The organism is Streptomyces desertarenae (assembly GCF_042681365.1).
In the GTDB taxonomy this organism is placed as follows: Bacteria; Actinomycetota; Actinomycetes; order Streptomycetales; family Streptomycetaceae; genus Streptomyces; species Streptomyces desertarenae.
Genome location: NZ_JBHUFU010000010.1, coordinates 203,841 through 224,631, shown reverse-complemented (window position 1 = coordinate 224,631; position 20,791 = coordinate 203,841). Strand labels below are relative to the sequence as shown.

Here is a 20,791-nt window from a genome sequence, read left to right as displayed (position 1 = left end):
AGCCCCGCCCGGTCCGGGACGTGCCCCGTTCCGCGGGGGCGGCCCGCCTCCCGCGGCCCGTCCGGGGGCGCGGGCTCCTCAGGCGGTCCCCCCGACGGGACGGGCGACATCGGCGACGTGCTCGCCCGGCCCCGCGGTCGCCCAGTTCGGGTGGTAGACCTCCCGCACGGAGTCGCTCGGGGGCAGTCCGCGCGAGGCCAGCCAGGCGGCGAGCGCGTCGTGGGCCGGGAGCATGGCGGGATGGCCCCGTTCCGGTCTGGTCAGGGCGACGAACGCCTCGCGGTGCGCGGCCTCCAGGCGCACACCGATGCCGCCCGAGGGCTCCACGGCCGCCTCGGTCGGGGCGCACACCTCGACCAGGGCGGCGGAGTCCTCGCTCACCAGGCCGTGGTACACCGCGAACACCGGGCCGGAGAGGCACGCCCCGACCGCGTGCAGGCGGGAGAACAGCGTCCCGGACGCCTCGGCGAGGTAACCGGGCAGCTCGTGCGCCGAGACGTGGCGCCGGGTGTGGAGGACCTTCTGCTCGGGGACGTTCCGCTCGGAGACCTCGTACGGGGCCGGTCCCCCTCCCGCGAGGACGAGGCGCGCATGGGCCACGAGTGCCCGGCGCGCGCCCTGCTCCGCCTCCTGCCGGCGCCAGTACGCGTCGAGGCGGCGCACCGACTCCTCACCGCCCGGCGCGAGCACCGCCGCGATCTCCGGGAGGGGCATGCCCACGGCCCGGAGCAGCGCGATGCGGCGGGCGCGCTCCACCTGCTCGGGGCCGTAGCGGCGGAACCCCGTCGCCGGGTCGACGCGGACGGGCGGCAGCAGCCCCCGGTCCCCGTACAGACGAAGGGCTTTCCGGCTGAGTCCGGTTCGGGCGGCGAGTTCGCCGATCGTGATCGAGTCGCGCACCCCGCCACTGTGGACCCTCCCCCAGGGGCACGGGCAAGCCGGTCCGCGCGGGACGCCCTCCGGGCGCACCGCGGCCGCCCGGGTGCGATGATCCCCGGCATGAGGATTCCCCGGGTGAACAGGCGGCACAGGGAGATCGTCGACGTCCACCTCTTCCTGCGGCGCGGCGGCGAGGTGCTGCTCGCGCGGCGGGCGAACACCGGTTACGCCGACGGACTGCTGCACGCCCCGTCGGGACACGCCGAGGACGGCGAGGACGTGCGGGAGGCGGTGCTGCGGGAGACGCGGGAGGAGATCGGGCTGCGGCTGGATCCGCGGGAGCTGCGGGTCGCCCTGGTGATGCAGCACCGCTCACCGGCGGGCGAGCCGCGGATGGGGTGGTTCTTCGAGGCGTGGCTGGGGGAGGGGCGCGAACCGGTCAACGCCGAGCCCCACAAGTGCTCGGAGCTGGGCTGGTATCCCCTGGAGGCGCCGCCCGCCGACATGGTGGCGTACTGCCGGGCGGGGCTGGACGCCTACCGGGCCGGCGAGCGCTTCGTACTGCACTGGCACCGGCCCGGGGACTCCGTCGCCCACGACCCGGACGCACCCTCCCGCGCCGTGGTCCTGCCGCCGGCGGTCCGGGGCTGAGGCGGGGCCGGGGACCGCCCGCCCGCCCGGCCGCCCGTCCGGGCCGGTCAGCCGAACTGGACGGAGCGCTTGGCCAGTCCCGCCCAGAAGCCGTCGATGACGGTGCGCTGGGAGGCCAGGGAGTCCTCGCCCGCCCCCAGCGCGACGAACAGCGGCGCGAAGTGGTCGCTGCGGGGGTGGGCGATCCGGCTCGCCGGGGCCCGCCGGCCGAAGTCCAGCAGGGCGTCGACGTCCGCCCGGGCCAGGGCCTCGGCGCCCCACGCGTCGAACTCCCGCGACCAGCCGGGCGCCTCGTCCGGTCCCGCGCCCCACGCCAGGCCGCGCAGGTTGTGGGTGAAGAAGCCGCTGCCGACGACGAGTACGCCCTCGTCGCGCAGCGGGGCCAGCCGGCGTCCCAGCCGCAGCAGCTCCCCGGGGTCGAGGGTGGGCATGGACAGCTGGAGCACGGGGACGTCGGCCTCCGGGAACATCTCCGCCAGCGGCACGTACGCACCGTGGTCCAGGCCCCGGTCCGGGGCGTCGTGCACGGCGCCGCCGGGGCCGGAGAGCAGCCCCCGCACCGTCTCGGCCAGGGCGGGGGCGCCGGGGGCCGGGTAGGCGACCCGGTAGTAGCGCTCGGGGAAGCCGTGGAAGTCGTACACCAGCGGAACGGTCCGGGTGGCGCCCAGCACCACGGGTGCGGACTCCCAGTGCGCGGAGACGACCAGGACGGCCCGCGGGCGCGGCAGTTCGCGGGCCCAGGCGGCGAGCTGCGCGGTCCACAGGGCGTCGTCGGCCAGGGGCGGGGCGCCGTGGCCGAGGTACAGCACGGGCATGCGGCCGGCCGCGGCGGGACGCGGGGGCGGTGGGGTGGGCGCGGTCGTGGTCATGGTGGTGCCTTCCGTCTCGTGCCTCGTGCGGTTCCCCGGTGCCGGGGCCCGGCGGCCGGTGCCGGGCCCCGGCGGGGGTGCGGGCCTCAGGAGCGGAGCAGCAGGGTCGCGCCCGCCGCCGCGAGACCGAGCGCCACGGCGGCGGCGCCGTGGGAGAGCCGGTGGGAGCGCAGGACGGGCAGGGCGCGGTCGGCGGCCCAGCGGCCCGGGCCGGAGAGGGTGAGCGCGGCGGCGCCGGCGGTGAGGAGGACCTCGTACTCCACGCCCTGGGGCGAGAAGAAGCCGCCGCCCCACTTCACCGCCACCGCGTTGGCCATGGTGCCCAGGACCGCCGCCCCGGCCAGCGGGGTGAGCAGCCCGAGGGCCAGCCCGATCCCGCCCAGGGTCTCGGTGAGGGCGGCCACCAGCGCGAACGCCTCCGGTGACGGGTAGCCCAGCGAGGCGAAGAACATCCCGGTGCCCTCCAGGCCTCCACCGCCGAACCAGCCGAAGAGCTTCTGCGCGCCGTGCACGGCCATCGTCAGACCGATCGCCAGTCGCAGCACCAGGAGTCCGGCGTCCTGGGCGGGGAGCGCGGACGCCGGGGGTCCGCCGGGGCCGGAGGCGGTGTCGGGGCGGGGATACGTGCTGGTGGGAGTGGCCATGCGGGGACCTTCCTGGAACGGGTGATTCAAATTCGAATTACTCGGTCCCCGGGAGCGTACAGCGAGGTTCGAATTTGAACAACCGCGTAGGATGGGGACATGAAAGAGCCCCGATGGCTGGACGAGCTGGAGATGGCGGCCTGGCAGGGCTTCCTCCAGGCCAGCAACCGCGTCGCCCGACGGCTGGAGCAGCAGCTCAAGGACGAGGCGGGCCTGTCCCACCCGCAGTACGAGACCCTGGTCCACCTCGCCGCCGCCCCCGGCGGCCGGATGCGCATGACCGAGCTGGCCGAGCGGCTGATCACCTCCAAGAGCGGCCTCACCTACCAGGTCGGCCAGCTGGAGCGGCGCGGGCTGGTGCGGCGCGAGGCCTGCCCCACCGACGTCCGCGGTGTCCTCGCCGTCCTCACCGAGGAGGGCCGGGCGCTGCTGCGCGCCGCCGCGCCCGGCCACGTGGCGGCGGTGCGCGAGGCGCTCATCGACGTCCTCGACCGCGACCAGCTCGCCGTGCTCGCCGAGGCGCTCGGCGAGGTCGGCCGCCGGCTGCGCCGCGCCTGACCGGCCCGCCCCGTCCGTCCCGGCGCGCCCGCCGCGCCCGCCGCGCCCGGTGCGCCACGGGCCTGTCCCCTGTGTCATACGGCGGCGGCGGATGCCGGAAGGACCGGGGCGGCCGGCTGTCCTCGCCTAGGCTGACCAGCGGGAACGGGCGCGTCTGGAACGCGCTTCCGGAACGGGGGAGGAGAGGGCGAAGGTGGCCGTGCGGGAGACGGAGGAGTTCGCCGCGTACCTCAGGGGGCTCAAGGAGCGCTCGGGGCACAGCTACGGCACGCTGGCCCGGAGGCTGCACACCAGCACCTCCACGCTGCACCGGTACTGCAACGGCGCCTCGGTGCCGGCGCGGTACGCCCCGGTGGAGCGGCTGGCGCGGCTGTGCGGCGCGGGCCCGGAGGAACTGCTGGAACTGCACCGGCGGTGGCTGCGGGCCGACGCGGTGCGCGGACGGGCGGAACCGGAGCGGCCGGCCCCGGGCCGCGGAGCCGCACCCGGGTCCGCACCCGGGCCCGTGCCGGAGTCCGGCCGCGTCGACGGCGCCGCCGGAGCCGGGGCGCTGCCCGGTTCCCGGGAGCGGACCGACCCGCCCGGCCCCCCGGCCTCCGGACCGGCCCGCGGGCGGCGGCTCCTGTGGCCGGCCGCCGCCGTGCTCGCCCTGGTCCTCGCCCTCTCCGTCGCGGCCGCCGTGCGGTTCGACGCCGGCCGCCTGGGACGGGAGCCGCCCACCGCCTCCGGCGCGTCCCCGTCCGCCGTGCCGCCCTTCGCCTCCTCCGCCCCGCCCCGGGCCGCCGGCGGGCCGGGGAAGGCCCCCCGCGACGGCGTGCCGGCCGCCCCGCTGGAGTGGACCGCCCGCTCGCACGTCTGGCGGCACGGCTGCGACCACCGCTACCTGTCCGACCTGCCGCCGTCCCGCGTCCCGCCGCCCCCCGCCGAGCAGGACGCCTCCGCCTGGGCCGGCTCCCTCGGCGCGGTGCACGGCGGCGAGACCATCGTGGAGGCCACCGTGCGCGCCGCCGGACCGGCCCCGGTGGTGGTCGAGGCCGCGCACGTCCGGGTGACGGCCCGCCGGACGCCCCTGGCCTGGTCGTCCTACGGGATGAGCAACGGCTGCGGCGGCTCGCTCACCCCGGCCGCCTTCTCCGTCGACCTGGACGCCCCCCGGCCGCTGGTCCGGCCCGTGGCCGGCTACGACGGCGAGGGGGGCAGGGAGCTGCCCGCCGTCCGCCTCCCGTACCGCGTCACCGCCGGCGACCCCCTGGCGCTGCGCGTCGAGGCGCGGACGGAGGGTTGCGACTGCGACTGGCACGTCGAGCTGGAGTGGAGCAGCGGGGGCGACAGCGGCACCCTCCGCGTCGACGACGGCGGCCGGCCCTTCCGCACCAGCGCCGCCGAGGGCCGCCCGGCCTACGGCTGGTCCCTGGAGGAGGGCGCCTGGACGGGCGGCTGAGCCCGGACCGCCCCGTCCCCGGCCGCGCCCCCGCCTGGTGCACAATCGGGGCGCGGCCCGGCGCGCCGGACGGCCCGGGCCGCAGGGACCGCCCCGCACCACCCCAGGAGACCGCGTGCCGCCGAACCTCGCCCTCGACCCGGAGGACCCCGCCCCGCCCTACGAGCAGGTGTACGCGCGGATCGCCGAGCAGGCCCGCAGCGGGGCGCTGCCGGCCGGGCACCGGCTGCCGACCGTGCGCGGTCTCGCCGGGGAGCTGGGGCTGGCGCCCAACACCGTCGCCAAGGCCTACCGGGCGCTGGAGGCCGACGGGGTGATCGAGACCCGCGGCCGCCACGGCACCTTCGTCGCCGCCGCGGGCGGCACCGCTGAGCGGGAGGCGGCGGCCGCGGCGCGGGCGTACGCGGCGCGGGTGCGCCGCCTGGGGCTGGACCGGTCCGCGGCGCTGGCCGCCGCCGATGCGGCGCTGGAGGCCGAGTACGGGCAGGACGGCTGAGGCCCGGACGGTTCCGGCGCCCCGGCGCGTACCGGTTCCGTCACGATCCGCGGCGCGGTTCCCCGCCCCGGCCTCCCCGGGAGCCGCGCACCGGCCGCGTGCCCGGTCCCGGACGCCCGGCCGCACGCGGCCGTCTCGTACGGTGTTCGCCAACCCCCTTGCGGGGAAGGTGAATCGAGTGACCGGAATACCCGTGGGTCACGGTCGGGAGATAGGGTTACCCTGCCCGGGCCGGGAGCCCTCGTTTGGGTGGGGAGTGTCATGGAACAGATAACGGTGCGCAGGGCGCGGATCCCTGCGATCCAGTGCGGGAGTGGCGCGGTCAGCGCCCGTCTCGACCGGCACCTGAGCGTGCTGGCCGGACCGGCCGTCCCCCGGGACGACACCGCGGAGGCGACGACGCTGATGCGCGAACTGACCACGCGGGACAGGACGCACGCCCGCTCGGAGAGCCGGGGCGCGCGGGTCTCGCTGTTCGCTCCGCTGCGCCGGCTGCGGCGCTCCCTCTTCGGCGAGCGCGCCTGACGGCCGCGCCCGGACCGGCACTCCCGCGACCGTCCCACCGAGGGCCGGGCGACGCCGCCCGGCCCTTCGGCGTGCCCCCGTCCGGCCGGCCCGGGGGCGAACCGGGCCGCAGCGGTCACAGCAGCGCGAGCTGCCCCTCCGGCCCCTCCTCGCGGTGGTCCAGCACGGTCGCCGGGCGCCGCGCGCCCGGCGGCACCGGGAGCACTCCCGCCCCGCGCAGTTCGGCGGCGCCGACGCGGGGCCCCTGAGCCACCCGTCCGGCCAACTCCGCCCGGGGGCCGCGGAGCCGGTCCAGGAGGGTGAGCACGGTGATCAGCTCCAGCAGGTCCGAGGTCCACTCCTGCGGCCAGGCACCCGGGCGCACGGCCTCCAGCGTGCCGGGCGGGGCGGGCGCCGTGCGCCGCCCGAACCACTCCTCCACAACCCGCACGCCGCCCGCCCGGAACTCCCAGGCACCGCGCTCCACCGGTGCCACCCGGCCCTCCCCCACCCACAGGCACTCCTCCTGCGCGTCGTAGCGCAGCCACCCCGGCTCGGGACGTGCGGGCAGCGCGGCCCGCACGTAGGGGCGGCGTCCGCCGGGCAGGCGCGGACGGCTCCCGTCGCCGCAGCGGGCGCCGCGGGTCTGGACCCGCAGCACCCGGCGCCCCAGCTCCACCCCCTCCCGCCACACCTCGCGGTCCGCGGTGAGGGGGACGGCGGGCCCGGCGGGTGCGGGGCCCACCGCCGCGGCGGTCCAGGCCAGCAGGTCCTCGGCCTCCACCGGGGTGCCCAGCCGCCGCGCCAGGTGCTCCCGCAGGCCCGGGGCGAAGTTGGGCTCGCGGCCGCCGGGGCGCCGGTAGAGCGGGCGTATCCGGCCCGGCCGGCCCGCAGGGGAGCGGCCGGCGGGCAGCAGGGCGGTGAAGGACGGCTCGGGGGCGGGGCCGCGGGGCGCGGGGCCGGGCTCCACCAGGTGGATCTGGTGCCCGTCGCAGACGCGCCACAGCTCCGGGCGGGCGGCGTCGATGAGGCGGTGGTCCGGTATGAGCCACTGGTGGTCGTGGAGGGAGTGCAGCACCCGCACCGGCTCGGGGCACGGCCCGTCCTCGCGTTCCAGCCGCACGGTGGCGGCGGCCGCCCCGGCCGGTCCGGGCAGCCGGGGCACCGGGGTGCGCGGGGTGCGGGCGCGGGTCGGGCCGAACAACGCCTCGCGCTCCTCCTCCCCGGCCCGCAGCAGCGCGGCCCAGCGGGCCTTCAGGGACGCCGCGTCGGGGGCCATCACCCAGTCGCGCCCCAGCCGCAGCGGCCGCACCGACCAGGGCATCAGATCGTCCAGCGGGAGCGCCCCGCCGTCCGCCCCGGCCCGCCCTCCGCCGTCCTCCCCGCGACGGGCGCCGCCGCCGGCGCCGTCGGCCATCACACCGCTCGTCACCGTCCGCATGCTACGGACTCCGCGGGCCGCGGCGCCGGTGCGGTGGGCGGCTCCGCGCGGTGCGGGCCGGCCCGGCGGGGGGTCAGTCCGCCTCCACGGTCACGGAGAAGGAGAAGCGGTCGCCGCGGTAGTGGATGCGCGCGACGTCCACCACCCGGCCGTCCTCGTCGTAGGTGACGCCCGTGTAGTGCAGGATCGGGCTGAGGAGCGGGACCTGGAGCAGTTCGGCCGTCTCCGGGTCGGCGAGCCGGGCCTGGACGGTGTCGGTGATGCGGCTGATCCGCACCCCCACCGCGTCGCGCAGCACCTTCGTCATCGGCCAGCGGACCAGGTCCTCCAGGCCGATGCGGCCGGCCACCTCCGGACGGACCAGGTTCTCCGCCCAGTTGGTCGGCTCGCCGCTCTCCCGGTCGCGGCGCAGCCGCCGGTAGGACACCGCCTCGGCGAGGCCGGGGAAGTACTCGGCCAGGTCGCCCGGCACGGGCTGGACGCCGTGGTCCAGCAGCTCGGTCTCCTCGCCCGACTGCTGGGCCACGATGGCGTCCACCGAGCCCAGCAGCCGCACCGGGGACCCGCTGCGGGCGCTGGGCTCGATGAAGGTGCCGCGCCGGCGGTGCCGGGTGATCAGCCCCTCGTTCTCCAGCTCCTTGAGCGCCTGCCGCATCGTCAGGACGCTGACGCCGTAGTGCTCGGCGAGCTGCTCCTCGGTCGGCAGGCGCAGGGGCGCGCCGGGGGAGCGGCCGAGTATGGAGGCCCGCAGCGACTGCGAGACCTGGTACCACAGCGGCAGCTTGCGGTTGAGCGCGAGCGAATCCGGGGCGAAGGTGGTCACGGCGACCTCCGGGGACGGCCGGGCCGGCGGCCTGCGGCGGTACGGGCGGCGGCGGAGGGGGCCGCCGGACGTCACGGTACGCGCCGCGGCCCGGTCCGGCGTGTCAGGGCCTGAAGTGGCGCTCCAGACCCTGCCACACGTCGTCGTAGCCGCGCTGGAGGTGTCCGGCGTCGCGGGCCCGCGCGGTGAGCGCGACCGGCCAGCGGGTCTCGAACATGAAGGCCAGGCCGTCGTCCACCTTCTGCGGCACCAGTTCGGCGGCGCCGGCCCGCTCGAAGGTCTCCCGGTCCGGCCCGTGCGCCGACATCATGTTGTGCAGCGATCCGCCGCCCGGCACGAACCCCCCGGGCCCGGCGGTCTTGGCGTCGTAGGCGCCCTCGATCAGGCCCATGTACTCGCTCATCACGTTGCGGTGGAAGTAGGGCGGGCGGAAGGTGTCCTCGCCCACCAGCCAGCGCGGGGCGAAGACCACGAAGTCCACGTTGGCCAGGCCCGGGGTGTCGGTGGGCGAGGTGAGGACGGTGAAGATCGACGGGTCGGGGTGGTCGTAGCTGATGCTGCCGATCACGTTGAAGCGGCGCAGGTCGTAGACGTAGGGGACCAGGTTGCCGTGCCAGGCGACGACGTCCAGCGGCGAGTGGTCCCAGGTGGCGGTCCACAGCGTGCCGCAGAACTTGTTGACCACCTCCACCGGCCCCTCGACGTCCTCGTACGCGGCGGTGGGGGCCATGAAGTCCCGCGGGTTGGCCAGGCCGTTGGCGCCGATGGGGCCGAGGTCGGGGAGGGTGAAGGGCCGGCCGTGGTTCTCGCAGACGTAGCCGCGCACCACCGCGTCCAGCGGCTCGACGCGGAAGCGCACCCCGCGCGGGATCAGCGCGACGTGGCCCGGCTCGGCGCGCAGCAGCCCGAACTCGGTGCGCAGCAGCAGCCCGCCGCGTTCGGGGACGATCAGCAGCTCGCCGTCGGCGGAGCCGAACACCCTCCGCTCCATGGGGGAGTCGGCGGCGTAGAGGTGGATGGACACGCCCTCGCGCCGGGCGGCGTCGCCGTTGCCGCCCAGGGTCCACAGCCCGTCGAGGAAGTCGGTGCCGGGGGCGGGGTCGGGCAGCGGGTCCCAGCGCAGCCGGTTGGGGTCGGGCTCGGTCTCGGTGAAGGGGGCGCCGCGCAGGGCGGGCCCGGTGGAGGCGTCCGCGCGGACGAAGCGCGGGTGGGCGGCCGAGGGGCGGATGCGGTACAGCCAGGAGCGGCGGTTGTGGGCGCGCGGCTCGGTGAAGGCGGTGCCGCTGAGCTGCTCGGCGTAGAGGCCGAGGGGAGCGCGCTGGGGGGAGTTGCGGCCGATCGGGAGCGCTCCCGGAACGGCCTCGCTCGCGTGCTCGTTGCCGAACCCGGAGGAGTACGCCAGCCCTTCCGCGGTCTTCCGCGCCTGCTCGAAACCGCTCGTGGTGCCACTCATCGCAACGCTCCCGGTGCTCAGGGTTTCCTGTGGGAAACCATAGGAATCAGAGGGTGTGCACGTCAACGGCGAATCTCCGACGGACGTGGCGCCGTTTCGGATCCCGCCCCTGGGCAGGACGGGGGCCGCGGGGCTAGGGTGCGCTTACCGGCCGGTCGGTATGGAGTCGCGTCCGGGCCGGATCCGCCGGACACCGCCTGGGAGGGGAACCGATGACGGAGAACGCCGGCCCGGGAACGGCCGCCGCGGACGGCGGGACGGGGGCGCACGCCGGTGCGCGCACCCGCACGGCCCTGCGGATCTGCCCGCTGTGCGAGGCCACCTGCGGTCTGACCGTCACCGTCGCCGCGGCGGACGGCGGCGGAGGCGGCCGGGCCGGCCGGGAGCGGATCACCGCCGCGCGCGGCGACCGCGACGACGTCTTCAGCCGCGGCTACGTCTGCCCCAAGGGCGCCCTCTTCGGCGAACTGGACGGCGACCCCCACCGCCTCACCCGCCCCCTGGTCCGCCGCGGCGGCGAACTGCGGGAGACCGGCTGGGAGGAGGCGTTCGCCGCGGTCGCCGAGGGGCTGGGCGGCGTCCTGGCGGACGGCGACCCCCGGGCCGTGGCCCTCTTCCTGGGCAACCCCAACGTCCACACCGTCGCCGGGGCCCTCTACCCGCCCCTGCTGCTGAAGGCGCTGCGCACTCCCAACCTCTTCACCGCCTCCACCCTGGACCAGATGCCCAAGCACGTCGCCTGCGGACTGCTGTACGGCGACCCGCTGGCCGTCCCCGTCCCCGACCTGGACCGCACCGACCACCTGCTGGTCGTCGGCGCCAACCCCGTGGAGTCCAACGGGAGCCTGTGCACCGCCCCCGACTTCCCCGGCCGGCTCAGGGCGCTGCGGCGGCGCGGCGGGACCCTCACGGTGGTCGACCCGCGCCGCACCCGCACCGCCCGCCTGGCCGACCGGCACGTGGCGGTGCGCCCCGGCGGCGACGCCCTGCTGCTGATGGCGATGGTGCAGGTCCTCTTCGCCGAGGACCTGGTCGGGACGGGGCCGGCCGGGGCGCACCTGAGCGGTGTGGCGGACGTGGCGCGGCTCGCCGCGGACTTCGCCCCCGAGGCGGTCGCGGAGGCGTGCGGCGTGGCGCCGGAGGAGATCCGCGTCCTCGCCCGCGAGCTGGCCGCCGCCGAACGCGCCGCCGTCTACGGGCGGATCGGCAGCACCGCGGTGGAGTTCGGCACCCTGGCGAGCTGGCTGGTGGACGTCCTCAACGCGCTGACCGGCAACCTCGACCGGCCCGGCGGCGCGATGTTCCCGCTGTCGGCCACCGCCCGCCCGCCCCGGCCCGGGCCGGGGCGGGGCTTCGCCACCGGCCGCCGGCGCAGCCGGGTGAGCGGACACCCCGAGGTCAAGGGCGAGTTCCCGGCCGCCGCGCTGGCCGAGGAGATCGACACCCCGGGCGGGGGGCGGGTGCGCGCGCTGGTCTGCGTCGCCGGCAACCCCGTGCTCTCCGCCCCCGACGGGGCCCGGCTCGAACGCGCCCTGGCCGGCCTGGACTTCATGGTCAGCGTCGACCCGTACCTCAACGAGACCTCCCGCCACGCCCACGTCGTCCTGCCACCGCCCCGCCCCTCCCGCAGCCCGCACTTCGACTTCTCCTTCAACGCCCTGGCCGTCCGCAACCAGGTGCGCTACACCCGTCCCGCGATCCCCTTGGAGGAGGGGGAGAGGGGCGAGGACGAGATCCTGGCCCGGCTGGTGCTGTGCGCCGCCGGCGCGCCCGGCGCGGACCCGGCGTCCGTCGACGCCGCGGTCGTCCGGCAGACCCTGGCCGCCGCCGTCGCCGACCCCCGCTCCCCGGTCCACGGCCGGGACCCGGCCGAGCTGGAGGGCCTCCTGGCCGGCGAGGGGGGCGCCGAGCGCCGGCTGGACCTGATGCTGCGGCTGGGCCCCCACGGCGACGGCTTCGGCGCCGACCCGGACGGCCTCACCCTGGCGGGACTGCTGGAGCATCCGCACGGCATCGACCTCGGCCCGCTGCGCCCGCGGCTGCCCGAGGTGCTGCGCACCCCCTCCGGCACCGTCGAGCTGTGCCCGGAACCGATCGCCGCCGACGTCGCCCGGCTGCGCCGGTCCCTGGCGGACCGCCGGACGGGCCCCGGCGGCCTGGTGCTGGTGGGCCGCCGGCACCTGCGCTCCAACAACAGCTGGATGCACAACCTCCCCGGGCTGCGGGGCGGTGCCAACCGCTGCACCCTCCACGTCCACCCCGACGACGCCGCCCGGCTCGGCCTGGCCGACGGCGCCCTCGCCCGGATCTCGGGCGACGGGGGCGCGGTGGAGGCGCCGGTGGAGGTGACCGGCGCGGTGCGCCCCGGGGTGGTCAGCCTGCCGCACGGGTGGGGCCACGACCGGCCCGGCACCCGGACGCCGGTGGCCTCCGCCGAGCCCGGTGCCAACGTCAACCAGCTGCTGGACGGGCGGCTGCTCGACCCGCTCTCCGGGACGGCCGTGCTCAACGGCTTCCCGGTGGAGGTGGCCCCCGCGGACGCACCCGCCGGCCCCTCGGGGACGGCTGGGCGGCCCCGCGTGACCCACGGCACGCGCCACCCTGCTGACACCTCAAACTAGCGCCGCTAGTTTGGGTCCATGCAGGCACACAACGGCATGTACATCGACGGGGAATGGCGTCCCGCCGCGGGCGGCGGGACCATCGAGGTCGTCAACCCGGCCACCGAGGAGGTCATCGGCGCCGTCCCGGCGGGCACCGCCGAGGACGTCGACGCGGCCGTGCGCGCCGCCCGCGCGGCCCTGCCCGCCTGGGCCGCCACGCCGCCCGCCGAACGCGCGGCGCGGATCGGCGCGCTGCGCGACGCCCTCGCGGCCCGGCGCGAGGCGATCGCCGCCACCGTCACCGCGGAGCTGGGCGCCCCCCTCTCCTTCTCGCAGGCCGTCCACGCCGACCTGCCCGTCACGGTCGCCGGGACGTACGCCGCGCTCGCCGCCGAGCACCCCTTCGAGGAGGAACTGGGCACCTCCCGGGTGCTGCACGAGCCGGTCGGCGTCGTCGGCGCCATCACGCCCTGGAACTACCCGCTGCACCAGATCGTCGCCAAGGCCGCCCCGGCGCTCGCCGCCGGCTGCACCGTGGTCCTCAAGCCCGCCGAGGACACTCCGCTGGTGGCGCAGCTCTTCGCCGAGGCCGTCGCCGAGGCGGGGCTGCCCGCCGGGGCGTTCAACCTCGTCACCGGGCTCGGTCCGGTCGCCGGACAGGCGCTGGCCGAGCACGAGGGCGTGGACATGCTCTCCTTCACCGGCTCCACCGCCGTCGGGCGCCGCATCGGCGCCCTGGCGGGCGGCGCGGTCAAGCGCGTCGCCCTGGAACTGGGCGGCAAGTCCGCCAACGTGATCCTGCCGAGCGCCGACCTGGTGAAGGCCGTGAAGATCGGCGTGGGCAACGTGATGGCCAACGCGGGCCAGACGTGCAGCGCCTGGACGCGGATGCTGGTCCACGCCGACCGCTACGACGAGGCCGTGGAGATCGCCGCGGCGGCCGCCGCCAAGTACGTCCCCGGCGACCCCACCGACCCCGCCACCCGCCTGGGCCCGGTGGTCAGCGCCGCCCAGCGCGAGCGCGTCACCGGCTACGTCCGCACCGGGATCGCCGAGGGCGCCGCCGTCGCCGCGGGCGGCCCCGAGGCGCCCGAGGGGGTGGAGCGCGGCTACTACGTGCGGCCCACCGTCCTCGCCGGCGTCACACCGGGGATGACCGTCGCCCGGGAGGAGATCTTCGGGCCCGTGCTGTGCGTCATGCGGTACGAGGACACCGAGGACGCGGTGCGCATCGCCAACGACTCCGAGTACGGTCTGGCCGGTGCCGTGTGGGCCGCGGACGACGAGGAGGCCATCGCCGTCGCCCGCCGCCTCCAGACCGGGCAGGTGGACGTCAACGGCGGCCGCTTCAACCCGCTGGCGCCCTTCGGCGGCTACAAGAGGTCCGGCGTGGGGCGCGAGTTGGGGCCGCACGGCCTGACCGAGTACCTCCAGACCAAGTCCCTGCAGTTCTGACCGCCGTCCGGCCGGTCCCGGCAAGGGCCCGCGCCCCCGGCCCCCGGTCCGTCCCCCGCCCGGGATCCGTCCCCGCCCGTCCGATCCGTCCGCAAGGAGAGGTCCCCTTCCGGGACATGAGAGGAACGCCTGTGGTCCGCGCCGTCGTACTGCCCGCCCCCGGGGCCCCGCTGGAGCTGGGGGAGATAGAGCTGCCGGAGCCCGGTCCCGGGCGGGTGAGGGTCCGCCTCGCCGCCGCCGGGGTCTGCCACTCCGACCTGTCGCTCTCCAACGGGACCCTGCGCCAGCCCGTCCCCGCCGTCCTCGGCCACGAGGGGGCGGGCACCGTGACGGCCGTGGGCGAGGGCGTCACGGCCGTCTCCCCGGGGCAGCGGGTCGTGCTCAACTGGGCCCCCTCCTGCGGGGCGTGCCCCTTCTGCGCCCGGCTGGGGGAGCCCTGGCTGTGCACCGAGGCCAACGCCGCCAGCGGTGTGCCCTACGCCCGCGCCGCCGACGGCACGGAGCTCCACCCGGGCCTGGGCACCGCCGCGTTCGCCGAGGAGACGGTGGTCGCCGAGCGGGGCGTGCTGCCGCTGCCCGACGGCGTGCCGCTGGTGGACGCCGCCCTGCTGGGCTGCGCGGTCCTCACCGGGTACGGGGCGGTCCACCACAGCGCGCGCGTCCGCGAGGGCGAGTCGGTGGCCGTCTTCGGTGTCGGCGGGGTGGGGCTCGCGGTGATCCAGTCGGCGCGGATCGCGGGCGCCGGGGCGATCGTGGCCGTGGACGTCTCCCCGGAGAAGGAGGAACTGGCGCGCCGCGCCGGCGCCACCGACTTCCTGACCGCCTCCGACACCACGGCCAGGGAGATCCGGGGGATCACCGGCGAGCTGGGCGCCGACGCGGCGATCGAGTGCGTGGGGCGCGCGGAGACGATCCGGGCGGCCTGGTCCTCCACCCGGCGCGGCGGCCGCACCTCGGTCGTCGGCATCGGCGGCAAGGACACCCGGGTCTCCTTCTCGCCGCTGGAGATCTTCCACTTCGCCCGCACCCTGTCCGGCTGCGTCTACGGCAACTGCGTCCCCGAGCGGGACCTGCCGGTGCTCGCCGCGCACGTGCGGGCCGGGCGGCTGGACCTGGGCGCGCTGGTCACCGACCGGATCGGCCTGGACGGCGTGCCGGCGGCGTTCGAGGCGATGCTCGCCGGGCGCGGGGGCCGGGCGCTGGTGGTGTTCGGACAGGAGTGAGGCGCCGCCGCGGGGCACCGGACCGGCGCCCCGCGGCGTCTCACGATCCCTGGGCGTCCCCGGAGCCCCCGGCGTCCGCGCCGGGGAACCGGAGCGCCAGCCCGTCGACGAGGGCGCGCAGTCCCGTCTCGAACGCTCCCTCGTCGACGCGCTGCTGGTGCTCGGCCAGCAGGTGGGCCTGGTCCAGGTGCGGGTAGTCCCGCTCGTACAGCGCGGCGTCGTCGACGAAGCCGCGGGCGAAGGAGCCCAGCGCCGATCCGGCCACGAAGTACCGCATCAGCGCGCCGATGCGGGTCGCCTGGGCGCGGGGCCAGCCCGCGTCGAGCATCGCGCCGTACACGGCGTCGGCCATGCGCAGCTGGCTCGGCCGCCGCCCGGGCCCCTGGGCCAGGTAGGGGACGATGTTCGGATGGGCGGCGAGCGCCGCCCGGTAGGAGCGGGCCCAGGCCACCAGCGCCTCGCGCCAGCCGGTGCCGTCCCCGAACATCGACAGGTCGACATCGGCGCACACGGCGTCGGCGACCGCGTCCAGGATCTCGTCCTTGGTGCGGAAGTGGTTGTACAAGGACGGGCCGCTGACGCCCAGTTCGGCGGCGAGCCGGCGGGTGGAGACCGCCGGCAGGCCCTCGGCGTCCACCAGGGCGAGGGCCGCCGCCACGATCCGCTCGCGGCTGAGCAGGGGGGTGCGCGGGCGTGCCACGGATCACATCCTCGAAGGTTCGTACGGGGTCTACGACGCGGTAACTAGCGGTGTTAGTTTAATGGGTATGGATCTGGAGCTGTCCGAGGAGCAGGCCGCCGTCCGACGGCTGGCCAAGGAGTTCGTCGACCGCGAGATCGCGCCGCACGCGGCCGAGTGGGACCGTGCCGAGAGCGTCGACCGGTCGGTGGTGAAGTCCCTGGGCGACCTGGGCTTCCTGGGGCTGACCGTCCCGGAGGAGTACGGCGGCTCCGGCGGCGACCACCTGGCGTACTGCCTGGTCACCGAGGAGCTGGGGCGCGGCGACTCCGCCGTGCGCGGCATCCTGTCCGTCTCCCTCGGCCTGGTCGCCAAGTCGGTCGCCGCGTGGGGGAGCGAGGAGCAGAAGCGGCACTGGCTGCCCCGCCTCTGCGCCGGCGAGGCGGTCGGCTGCTTCGGCCTCACCGAGCCGGGCACCGGCTCCGACGCCGCGCACCTCACCACCCGCGCCCGGCGCGACGGCGGCGACTGGGTGATCGACGGCACCAAGATGTTCATCACCAACGGCACCTGGGCCGACGTGGTGCTCCTCTTCGCCCGCAGCGGGCCCGAACCCGGCCACCGGGGCATCACCGCCTTCCTCGTCCCCACCGACACCCCCGGCCTGACCCGCCGGGAGATCCACGGCAAGCTCGGCCTGCGGGGGCAGGCCACCGCCGAGCTGGTGCTCGAGGGCGTCCGCGTCCCGGACGACTGCCGGATCGCCCCCGAGGGCAAGGGATTCTCCGTCGCGATGTCCGCCCTTGCCAAGGGCCGCATGTCGGTGGCGGCCGGATGCGTCGGCATCGCGCAGGCGGCACTGGACGCGGCCGTCGCCTACGCGGGGGAGCGCGAGCAGTTCGGCAGGCCCATCGCCCACCACCAGCTCGTGCAGGAGCTGATCAGCGACATCGCGGTCGACGTCGACGCCGCCCGGCTGCTGACCTGGCGGGTGGCCGACCACATCGACCGCGGGCTGCCCTTCGCCACCGAGTCCTCCGTCGCCAAGCTCTACGCCTCCGAGGCCGCGGTGCGGGCCGCCAACAACGCCCTCCAGGTCTTCGGCGGCTACGGCTACATCGACGAGTACCCGGTCGGCAAGCTGCTGCGCGACGCCCGGGTGATGACGCTGTACGAGGGCACCAGCCAGATCCACAAGCTGCTCATCGGGCGCTCGCTGACGGGGGTCTCCGCCTTCTGAGGGCGCCCGCGCCCGCGGCCCGCCGCCGGGTGCGGGCGCCCCGGTCCGCCGGTCCCGCCCGGCGTACGGAGCCCGCACCCTAAGCGGCTGCTCAGCCATGCCGGTCCGCCGATGTATCGTGTTCGCCCGGTCGATCCACACGGGGCGAGGTGCGCATGACGGCGGAGACGGGGCCCGGGGCCGCGGAAGGGCCCGGGAGCGGCACGGCGGCAAAGGACGCGGCCGGCGCCGGCGGGCCGGAGGACGCGGCCGCGGCGCGGACGGCCGGGGCCGACCCGGACGACTCCTGGGGCGGCGTCGAGCCCGACGCGGCCCGGCGGCTGCTGCTGGCGGCGGTCGAGGCGTTCGCCGAGCGGGGCTTCCACGCCACCACCACCCGCGACATCGCCTCACGGGCCGGGATGAGTCCCGCCGCGCTCTACATCCACTACCGCACCAAGGAGGAGCTCCTCTACCAGATCAGCCGGGTCGGCCACGAGCGCTCCGTGCGCATCCTCACCGAGGCCGCCGACAGCGCCACCGGCCCCGCCGGGCGCCTGGCCGCCGCCGTGCACGCCTTCGTGCGCTGGCACGCCGAGCGGCACACCACGGCCCGGGTGGTGCAGTACGAGCTGAACGCGCTGGCCGAGGAGCACTACGCCGAGATCGTCGCCCTGCGGCGGCGCAGCGAGGAGATCCTGCGCGGCATCCTGGCGGACGGGGCGGCCACCGGGGAGTTCACCGTCACCGACCTGCGGGGCACCGCCCTGGCGGTGCTCTCGCTCTGCATCGACGTCGCCCGCTGGTTCCGCTCGGGGGGATCGCGCTCCCCCGAGGAGATCGGCGCGCTCTACGCCGACCTGGTGCTGAGGATGGTCGGCGCCCCGCCCGACGCCCCCGGGCGGGAGGACCGGCCCGGGCGGTAGCCCTGCCCGGTCCCCGCAGGCCGCCGGGCCGGCGGCCTGCGGGGAACGCCTCACAGGTAGTAGCGGACGACGCTCTCCGCGACGCACACCGGCTTCTCCCCGCCCTCGCGCTCGACGGTGACCACCGTGGTGAGCTGGGCGCAGTCCTCCGAGACCTCGGACACCTCCGCGATCCGCGCGGTGGCGCGCACCCGGGAGCCGACCGGCACCGGGGAGGGGAAGCGGACCTTGTTGACGCCGTAGTTGATGCCCATCCGCACTCCCTCGACCCGGATCAGCTGCGGCACCAGCACGGGCAGCAGCGAGAGGGTCAGGTAGCCGTGCGCGATGGTCGTGCCGAACGGCCCGGCGGCCGCCTTCTCCGGATCCACGTGGATCCACTGGTGGTCACCGGTGGCCTCCGCGAACAGGTCGATCCGCTTCTGGTCCACCTCCAGCCAGTCGCTGGTGCCCAACTCCTCGCCGACCGCCGCCCGCAGTTCCCCGACCGACGTGAAAACCCTGGGCTCCGCCATGGAAGCTCGCCTCCCCAACCGTGGTGGTTCGTGGTCCCGATCTGCGACTAAGCGCTTGCTCAGCATGCGGGGGAGGGTGCGGCCTGTCAACGGCGGCCGCATGCCGGGCCGCCGCGACGCGCCACGGCGGGCCCCGTCGCAGCGGGACCCGCCGTGGCGCATCGCTCGTGCCCGTGTCGTGCTTGTGCTCCTGCCGTGTCCGTGTGTCCGTGCCCTCGCTCCGTGCGGACCCCGGGACCCGTGCCCTGCTCACCCGCGGCCGTCAGTGGGGCACGGCCACCTTCCCGGCCGGGCGGTGCCGGGCCGTCGCCTGGCGGATGCGGTGCATCGCCTGCGCAGCGCACCGCGCCTCGCGCGCCTCCGCCTCCCGGACCAGTCGGCGCAGCACCTCCGCCAGCGGGGCGCGGGGCGCGGCCTCGGGATCCTCGACGGGCAGGAGCCCGCGGCCGCCCCAGCAGCGGCGGTGCCAGTCGTCGGGCCCCGGCGGCTGCCGGATGCCGTCGTACTTCTGCTCCCTGCGCCGCCGCGCGAAGTCGCGCTCGTACGCCAGCCAGACCTCCCGCGCCTCCTCGAGTTCCTCCAGGGCGGCCACCAGCCGCTCCGGATCGGGGAAGCGGTCGTCGGGGGAGATGCCCGCCCGGGCGCACAGGTGGTGCCAGGTGGCGCGGTGCCCGTACGGCGCGAACCGCTCCAGGCACTTGCGCAGCGCCTGCCGGCGCTGGGAGGGATCTCTGCCAGGATCACGAACCTGTTCGGCCAGGGCATTGAAACCGGCCAACGCGTACCACCTCCGACGGAGTCGCCGATCGTCATCGTTGGGACGTACCGGACCCTCTGTGGGATCCGTCTTCCCCGGAATCTTCCTAAGCCACATACCGACTGGTTAGTCTGTGCGGGTCCGGCGGCCCGGCCGCCGGAGGGCGCCGCGCGGGCCGCGGGGCGAGGGACGGACACAGGCGGAGCGAGCCGAGGAGCGGGCATGGAGGACATGCGGGACAAGGCGGTCGTGGTGACCGGAGCGGGCGGCGGCATCGGCGCGGCCCTCGCCCGCGCCTTCGCCGCGCGCGGCGCCCGGGTCGCCGTCAACGACCTCGACGCCGACCGGGCGCGGACCGTGGCCGGGGAGGTCGGGGGCGTGGCCGTCCCCGGCGACGCCTCGGGGATCGTCCCCGCCGCCCGCGAGGCGCTCGGCGGCACGATCGACGTCTTCTGCGCCAACGCCGGCATCGCCCCCGCCGGCGGCCCCGAAGCGCCCGAGGACGCCTGGGAGGCGGCCTGGGACGTCAACGTGATGGCCCACGTCCGCGCCGCCCGCGACCTGCTGCCCGCGTGGCTGGAGCGCGGCCGCGGCCGGTTCGTCGCCACCGTCTCGGCCGCCGGGATGCTCACCATGGTCGGCTCCGCGCCCTACAGCGTCTCCAAGCACGCCGCCCTCGCCTTCGCCGAGTGGCTGTCGGTCACCTACCGGCACCGCGGGATCGACGTCCACGCCGTCTGCCCGCAGGGCGTGCGCACCGACATGCTCGCCTCCGCCTCCACCGCCGGGGAGCTGGTGCTCCAGCCGACGGCCATCGAGCCGGAGGACGTGGCCGCCGCCGTGCTGGAGGCCGTCGACGAGGGGCGCTTCCTGGTCCTGCCGCACCCCGAGGTCGGGCGCTACGCCGTGGCGCGGGCCTCCGACACCGACGCCTGGCTGGGCGCGATGAATCATGTGCAGCGCAAGCTGGAGACAATCCAGCGGGACCGGTAGGTCCGGCAAAGCCCCGAAGGACCAGGAGGAAGCGCCATGACGAGCCCGGCGACCCAGCGGCGGAGCACCAACGACCAGCCGGTCCCGCAGCGGCTGCTGGCCGCCGCCACCCGGCTGTTCGCCGACCGCGGCTACGACCGCACCTCGGTGCAGGAGATCGTGGAGGCGGCGGGCGTCACCAAGGGCGCCCTCTACCACTACTTCGGCTCCAAGGACGATCTGCTGCACGAGATCTACGGCCGGGTGCTGCGGCTCCAGCAGGAGCGGCTGGACGCCTTCGCCCAGGCCGACGCGCCCGTGGAGCGGCGGCTGCGCGACGCGGCCGCCGACGTCGTCGTCACCACCATCGAGAACCTGGACGACGCGTCGATCTTCTTCCGCTCCATGCACCAGCTCAGCGAGGAGAAGCAGAAGCAGGTCAGGGCCGAGCGGCGCCGCTACCACGAGCGGTTCCGCGCCCTGATCGAGGAGGGTCAGAAGGCCGGGGTGTTCAGCACCGCCACCCCGGCCGACCTGGTGGTGGACTACCACTTCGGCTCCGTCCACCACCTCAGCACCTGGTACCGGCCCGGTGGCCGCATGTCCCCGCAGCAGGTCGCCGACCATCTGGCGGACCTGCTCCTGCGGGCCCTGCGGCCCTGACCGGCCGGCCGGCGGTGGCG

General features: G+C 76.5%; 20 protein-coding genes and 1 pseudogene. 12 read left to right on the top strand and 9 right to left on the bottom strand.

The features are described 5' to 3' along the window. Nucleotides 1-78: 78 nt before the first annotated feature. The gene (locus ACFSJS_RS18390) at nucleotides 79-900 is read right to left on the bottom strand and encodes a MerR family transcriptional regulator (RefSeq protein ID WP_380901686.1); all 822 of its coding nucleotides are present in this window, start codon (nucleotides 898-900) and stop codon (nucleotides 79-81) included. A 123-nt stretch (nucleotides 901-1,023) separates the two neighbouring features. Between ACFSJS_RS18390 and ACFSJS_RS18385 the strand changes: the two are divergent. Then, a pseudogene (locus ACFSJS_RS18385) lies at nucleotides 1,024-1,530 on the top strand (NUDIX hydrolase); the annotation flags it as partial. 47 nt (nucleotides 1,531-1,577) lie between these two features. Here ACFSJS_RS18385 and ACFSJS_RS18380 read toward each other — a convergent pair. Together ACFSJS_RS18380 and ACFSJS_RS18375 are read right to left on the bottom strand one after the other, a co-directional pair. Then, complete coding sequence (locus ACFSJS_RS18380; protein WP_380901684.1) at nucleotides 1,578-2,399, bottom strand: dioxygenase family protein; 822 nt, start codon at nucleotides 2,397-2,399, stop codon at nucleotides 1,578-1,580. 86 nt (nucleotides 2,400-2,485) lie between these two features. After that, entirely contained in the window at nucleotides 2,486-3,043 is a 558-nt protein-coding gene (locus tag ACFSJS_RS18375; RefSeq protein ID WP_380901682.1) for a DoxX family protein, read from the bottom strand. Between the two features lie 99 nt (nucleotides 3,044-3,142). Here ACFSJS_RS18375 and ACFSJS_RS18370 point away from each other — a divergent pair, with 99 nt between their 5' ends. The 4 genes from ACFSJS_RS18370 to ACFSJS_RS18355 all read left to right on the top strand — a co-directional run bounded on the left by ACFSJS_RS18370 (nucleotide 3,143) and on the right by ACFSJS_RS18355 (nucleotide 6,063). Next, nucleotides 3,143-3,601, top strand: a complete 459-nt coding sequence (locus ACFSJS_RS18370) for a MarR family winged helix-turn-helix transcriptional regulator (RefSeq protein WP_380901680.1) — start codon at nucleotides 3,143-3,145, stop codon at nucleotides 3,599-3,601. Between the two features lie 193 nt (nucleotides 3,602-3,794). Continuing rightward, on the top strand, nucleotides 3,795-5,042 hold the full coding sequence (locus ACFSJS_RS18365) for a helix-turn-helix domain-containing protein (protein ID WP_380901678.1): 1,248 nt from the start codon (nucleotides 3,795-3,797) through the stop codon (nucleotides 5,040-5,042). Between the two features lie 115 nt (nucleotides 5,043-5,157). Further along, complete coding sequence (locus tag ACFSJS_RS18360; RefSeq protein WP_380901676.1) at nucleotides 5,158-5,538, top strand: GntR family transcriptional regulator; 381 nt, start codon at nucleotides 5,158-5,160, stop codon at nucleotides 5,536-5,538. A gap of 261 nt (nucleotides 5,539-5,799) precedes the next feature. Next, entirely contained in the window at nucleotides 5,800-6,063 is a 264-nt protein-coding gene (locus ACFSJS_RS18355) for a hypothetical protein (protein WP_380901674.1), read from the top strand. A gap of 115 nt (nucleotides 6,064-6,178) precedes the next feature. Here ACFSJS_RS18355 and ACFSJS_RS18350 read toward each other — a convergent pair whose 3' ends face one another. The 3 genes from ACFSJS_RS18350 to hmgA all read right to left on the bottom strand — a co-directional run bounded on the left by ACFSJS_RS18350 (nucleotide 6,179) and on the right by hmgA (nucleotide 9,759). Then, entirely contained in the window at nucleotides 6,179-7,483 is a 1,305-nt protein-coding gene (locus ACFSJS_RS18350; protein WP_380901672.1) for a type ISP restriction/modification enzyme, read from the bottom strand. A 73-nt stretch (nucleotides 7,484-7,556) separates the two neighbouring features. Then, the gene (locus ACFSJS_RS18345; RefSeq protein ID WP_380901670.1) at nucleotides 7,557-8,306 is read right to left on the bottom strand and encodes a GntR family transcriptional regulator; all 750 of its coding nucleotides are present in this window, start codon (nucleotides 8,304-8,306) and stop codon (nucleotides 7,557-7,559) included. 103 nt (nucleotides 8,307-8,409) lie between these two features. Then, nucleotides 8,410-9,759 (bottom strand): homogentisate 1,2-dioxygenase, encoded by a 1,350-nt coding sequence (hmgA, locus tag ACFSJS_RS18340; protein WP_380901668.1) that lies wholly within the window; start codon nucleotides 9,757-9,759, stop codon nucleotides 8,410-8,412. Between the two features lie 212 nt (nucleotides 9,760-9,971). Between hmgA and ACFSJS_RS18335 the strand changes: the two genes are divergently transcribed. The 3 genes from ACFSJS_RS18335 (at nucleotide 9,972) to ACFSJS_RS18325 (ending at nucleotide 15,040) form a co-directional block, all read left to right on the top strand. Beyond that, on the top strand, nucleotides 9,972-12,380 hold the full coding sequence (locus tag ACFSJS_RS18335) for a molybdopterin oxidoreductase family protein (protein ID WP_380901666.1): 2,409 nt from the start codon (nucleotides 9,972-9,974) through the stop codon (nucleotides 12,378-12,380). 18 nt (nucleotides 12,381-12,398) lie between these two features. Then, on the top strand, nucleotides 12,399-13,817 hold the full coding sequence (locus tag ACFSJS_RS18330) for an aldehyde dehydrogenase family protein (protein WP_380901664.1): 1,419 nt from the start codon (nucleotides 12,399-12,401) through the stop codon (nucleotides 13,815-13,817). Between the two features lie 116 nt (nucleotides 13,818-13,933). Continuing rightward, the gene (locus tag ACFSJS_RS18325) at nucleotides 13,934-15,040 is read left to right on the top strand and encodes a zinc-binding dehydrogenase (protein ID WP_380901662.1); all 1,107 of its coding nucleotides are present in this window, start codon (nucleotides 13,934-13,936) and stop codon (nucleotides 15,038-15,040) included. Nucleotides 15,041-15,080: 40 nt separating this feature from the next. On the opposite strand, the gene ACFSJS_RS18320 is transcribed toward ACFSJS_RS18325, so the two are convergent. Next, complete coding sequence (locus ACFSJS_RS18320) at nucleotides 15,081-15,740, bottom strand: TetR/AcrR family transcriptional regulator (protein ID WP_380901660.1); 660 nt, start codon at nucleotides 15,738-15,740, stop codon at nucleotides 15,081-15,083. 67 nt (nucleotides 15,741-15,807) lie between these two features. On the opposite strand from ACFSJS_RS18320, the gene ACFSJS_RS18315 reads away from it, so the two are divergent. Next, nucleotides 15,808-16,959: an acyl-CoA dehydrogenase family protein gene (locus ACFSJS_RS18315; protein WP_380901658.1), complete on the top strand. Its 1,152-nt coding sequence runs from the start codon at nucleotides 15,808-15,810 to the stop codon at nucleotides 16,957-16,959. Nucleotides 16,960-17,114: 155 nt separating this feature from the next. Then, nucleotides 17,115-17,864 carry a TetR/AcrR family transcriptional regulator gene (locus tag ACFSJS_RS18310; protein ID WP_380901655.1) on the top strand — a complete coding sequence of 250 codons (750 nt, stop codon included), beginning with the start codon at nucleotides 17,115-17,117 and terminating at the stop codon, nucleotides 17,862-17,864. A 50-nt stretch (nucleotides 17,865-17,914) separates the two neighbouring features. On the opposite strand, the gene ACFSJS_RS18305 is transcribed toward ACFSJS_RS18310, so the two are convergent. Beyond that, the gene (locus ACFSJS_RS18305) at nucleotides 17,915-18,379 is read right to left on the bottom strand and encodes a MaoC family dehydratase (protein WP_380901653.1); all 465 of its coding nucleotides are present in this window, start codon (nucleotides 18,377-18,379) and stop codon (nucleotides 17,915-17,917) included. A 262-nt stretch (nucleotides 18,380-18,641) separates the two neighbouring features. Continuing rightward, nucleotides 18,642-19,157: a hypothetical protein gene (locus tag ACFSJS_RS18300; RefSeq protein ID WP_380901651.1), complete on the bottom strand. Its 516-nt coding sequence runs from the start codon at nucleotides 19,155-19,157 to the stop codon at nucleotides 18,642-18,644. A 201-nt stretch (nucleotides 19,158-19,358) separates the two neighbouring features. Here ACFSJS_RS18300 and ACFSJS_RS18295 point away from each other — a divergent pair, with 201 nt between their 5' ends. Together ACFSJS_RS18295 and ACFSJS_RS18290 are read left to right on the top strand one after the other, a co-directional pair. Beyond that, complete coding sequence (locus ACFSJS_RS18295) at nucleotides 19,359-20,129, top strand: SDR family oxidoreductase (protein ID WP_380901649.1); 771 nt, start codon at nucleotides 19,359-19,361, stop codon at nucleotides 20,127-20,129. 36 nt (nucleotides 20,130-20,165) lie between these two features. Next, a complete protein-coding gene (locus ACFSJS_RS18290; protein WP_380901647.1) occupies nucleotides 20,166-20,771 on the top strand; it encodes a TetR/AcrR family transcriptional regulator in 606 nt (201 codons plus the stop codon). Nucleotides 20,772-20,791: the final 20 nt, after the last annotated feature.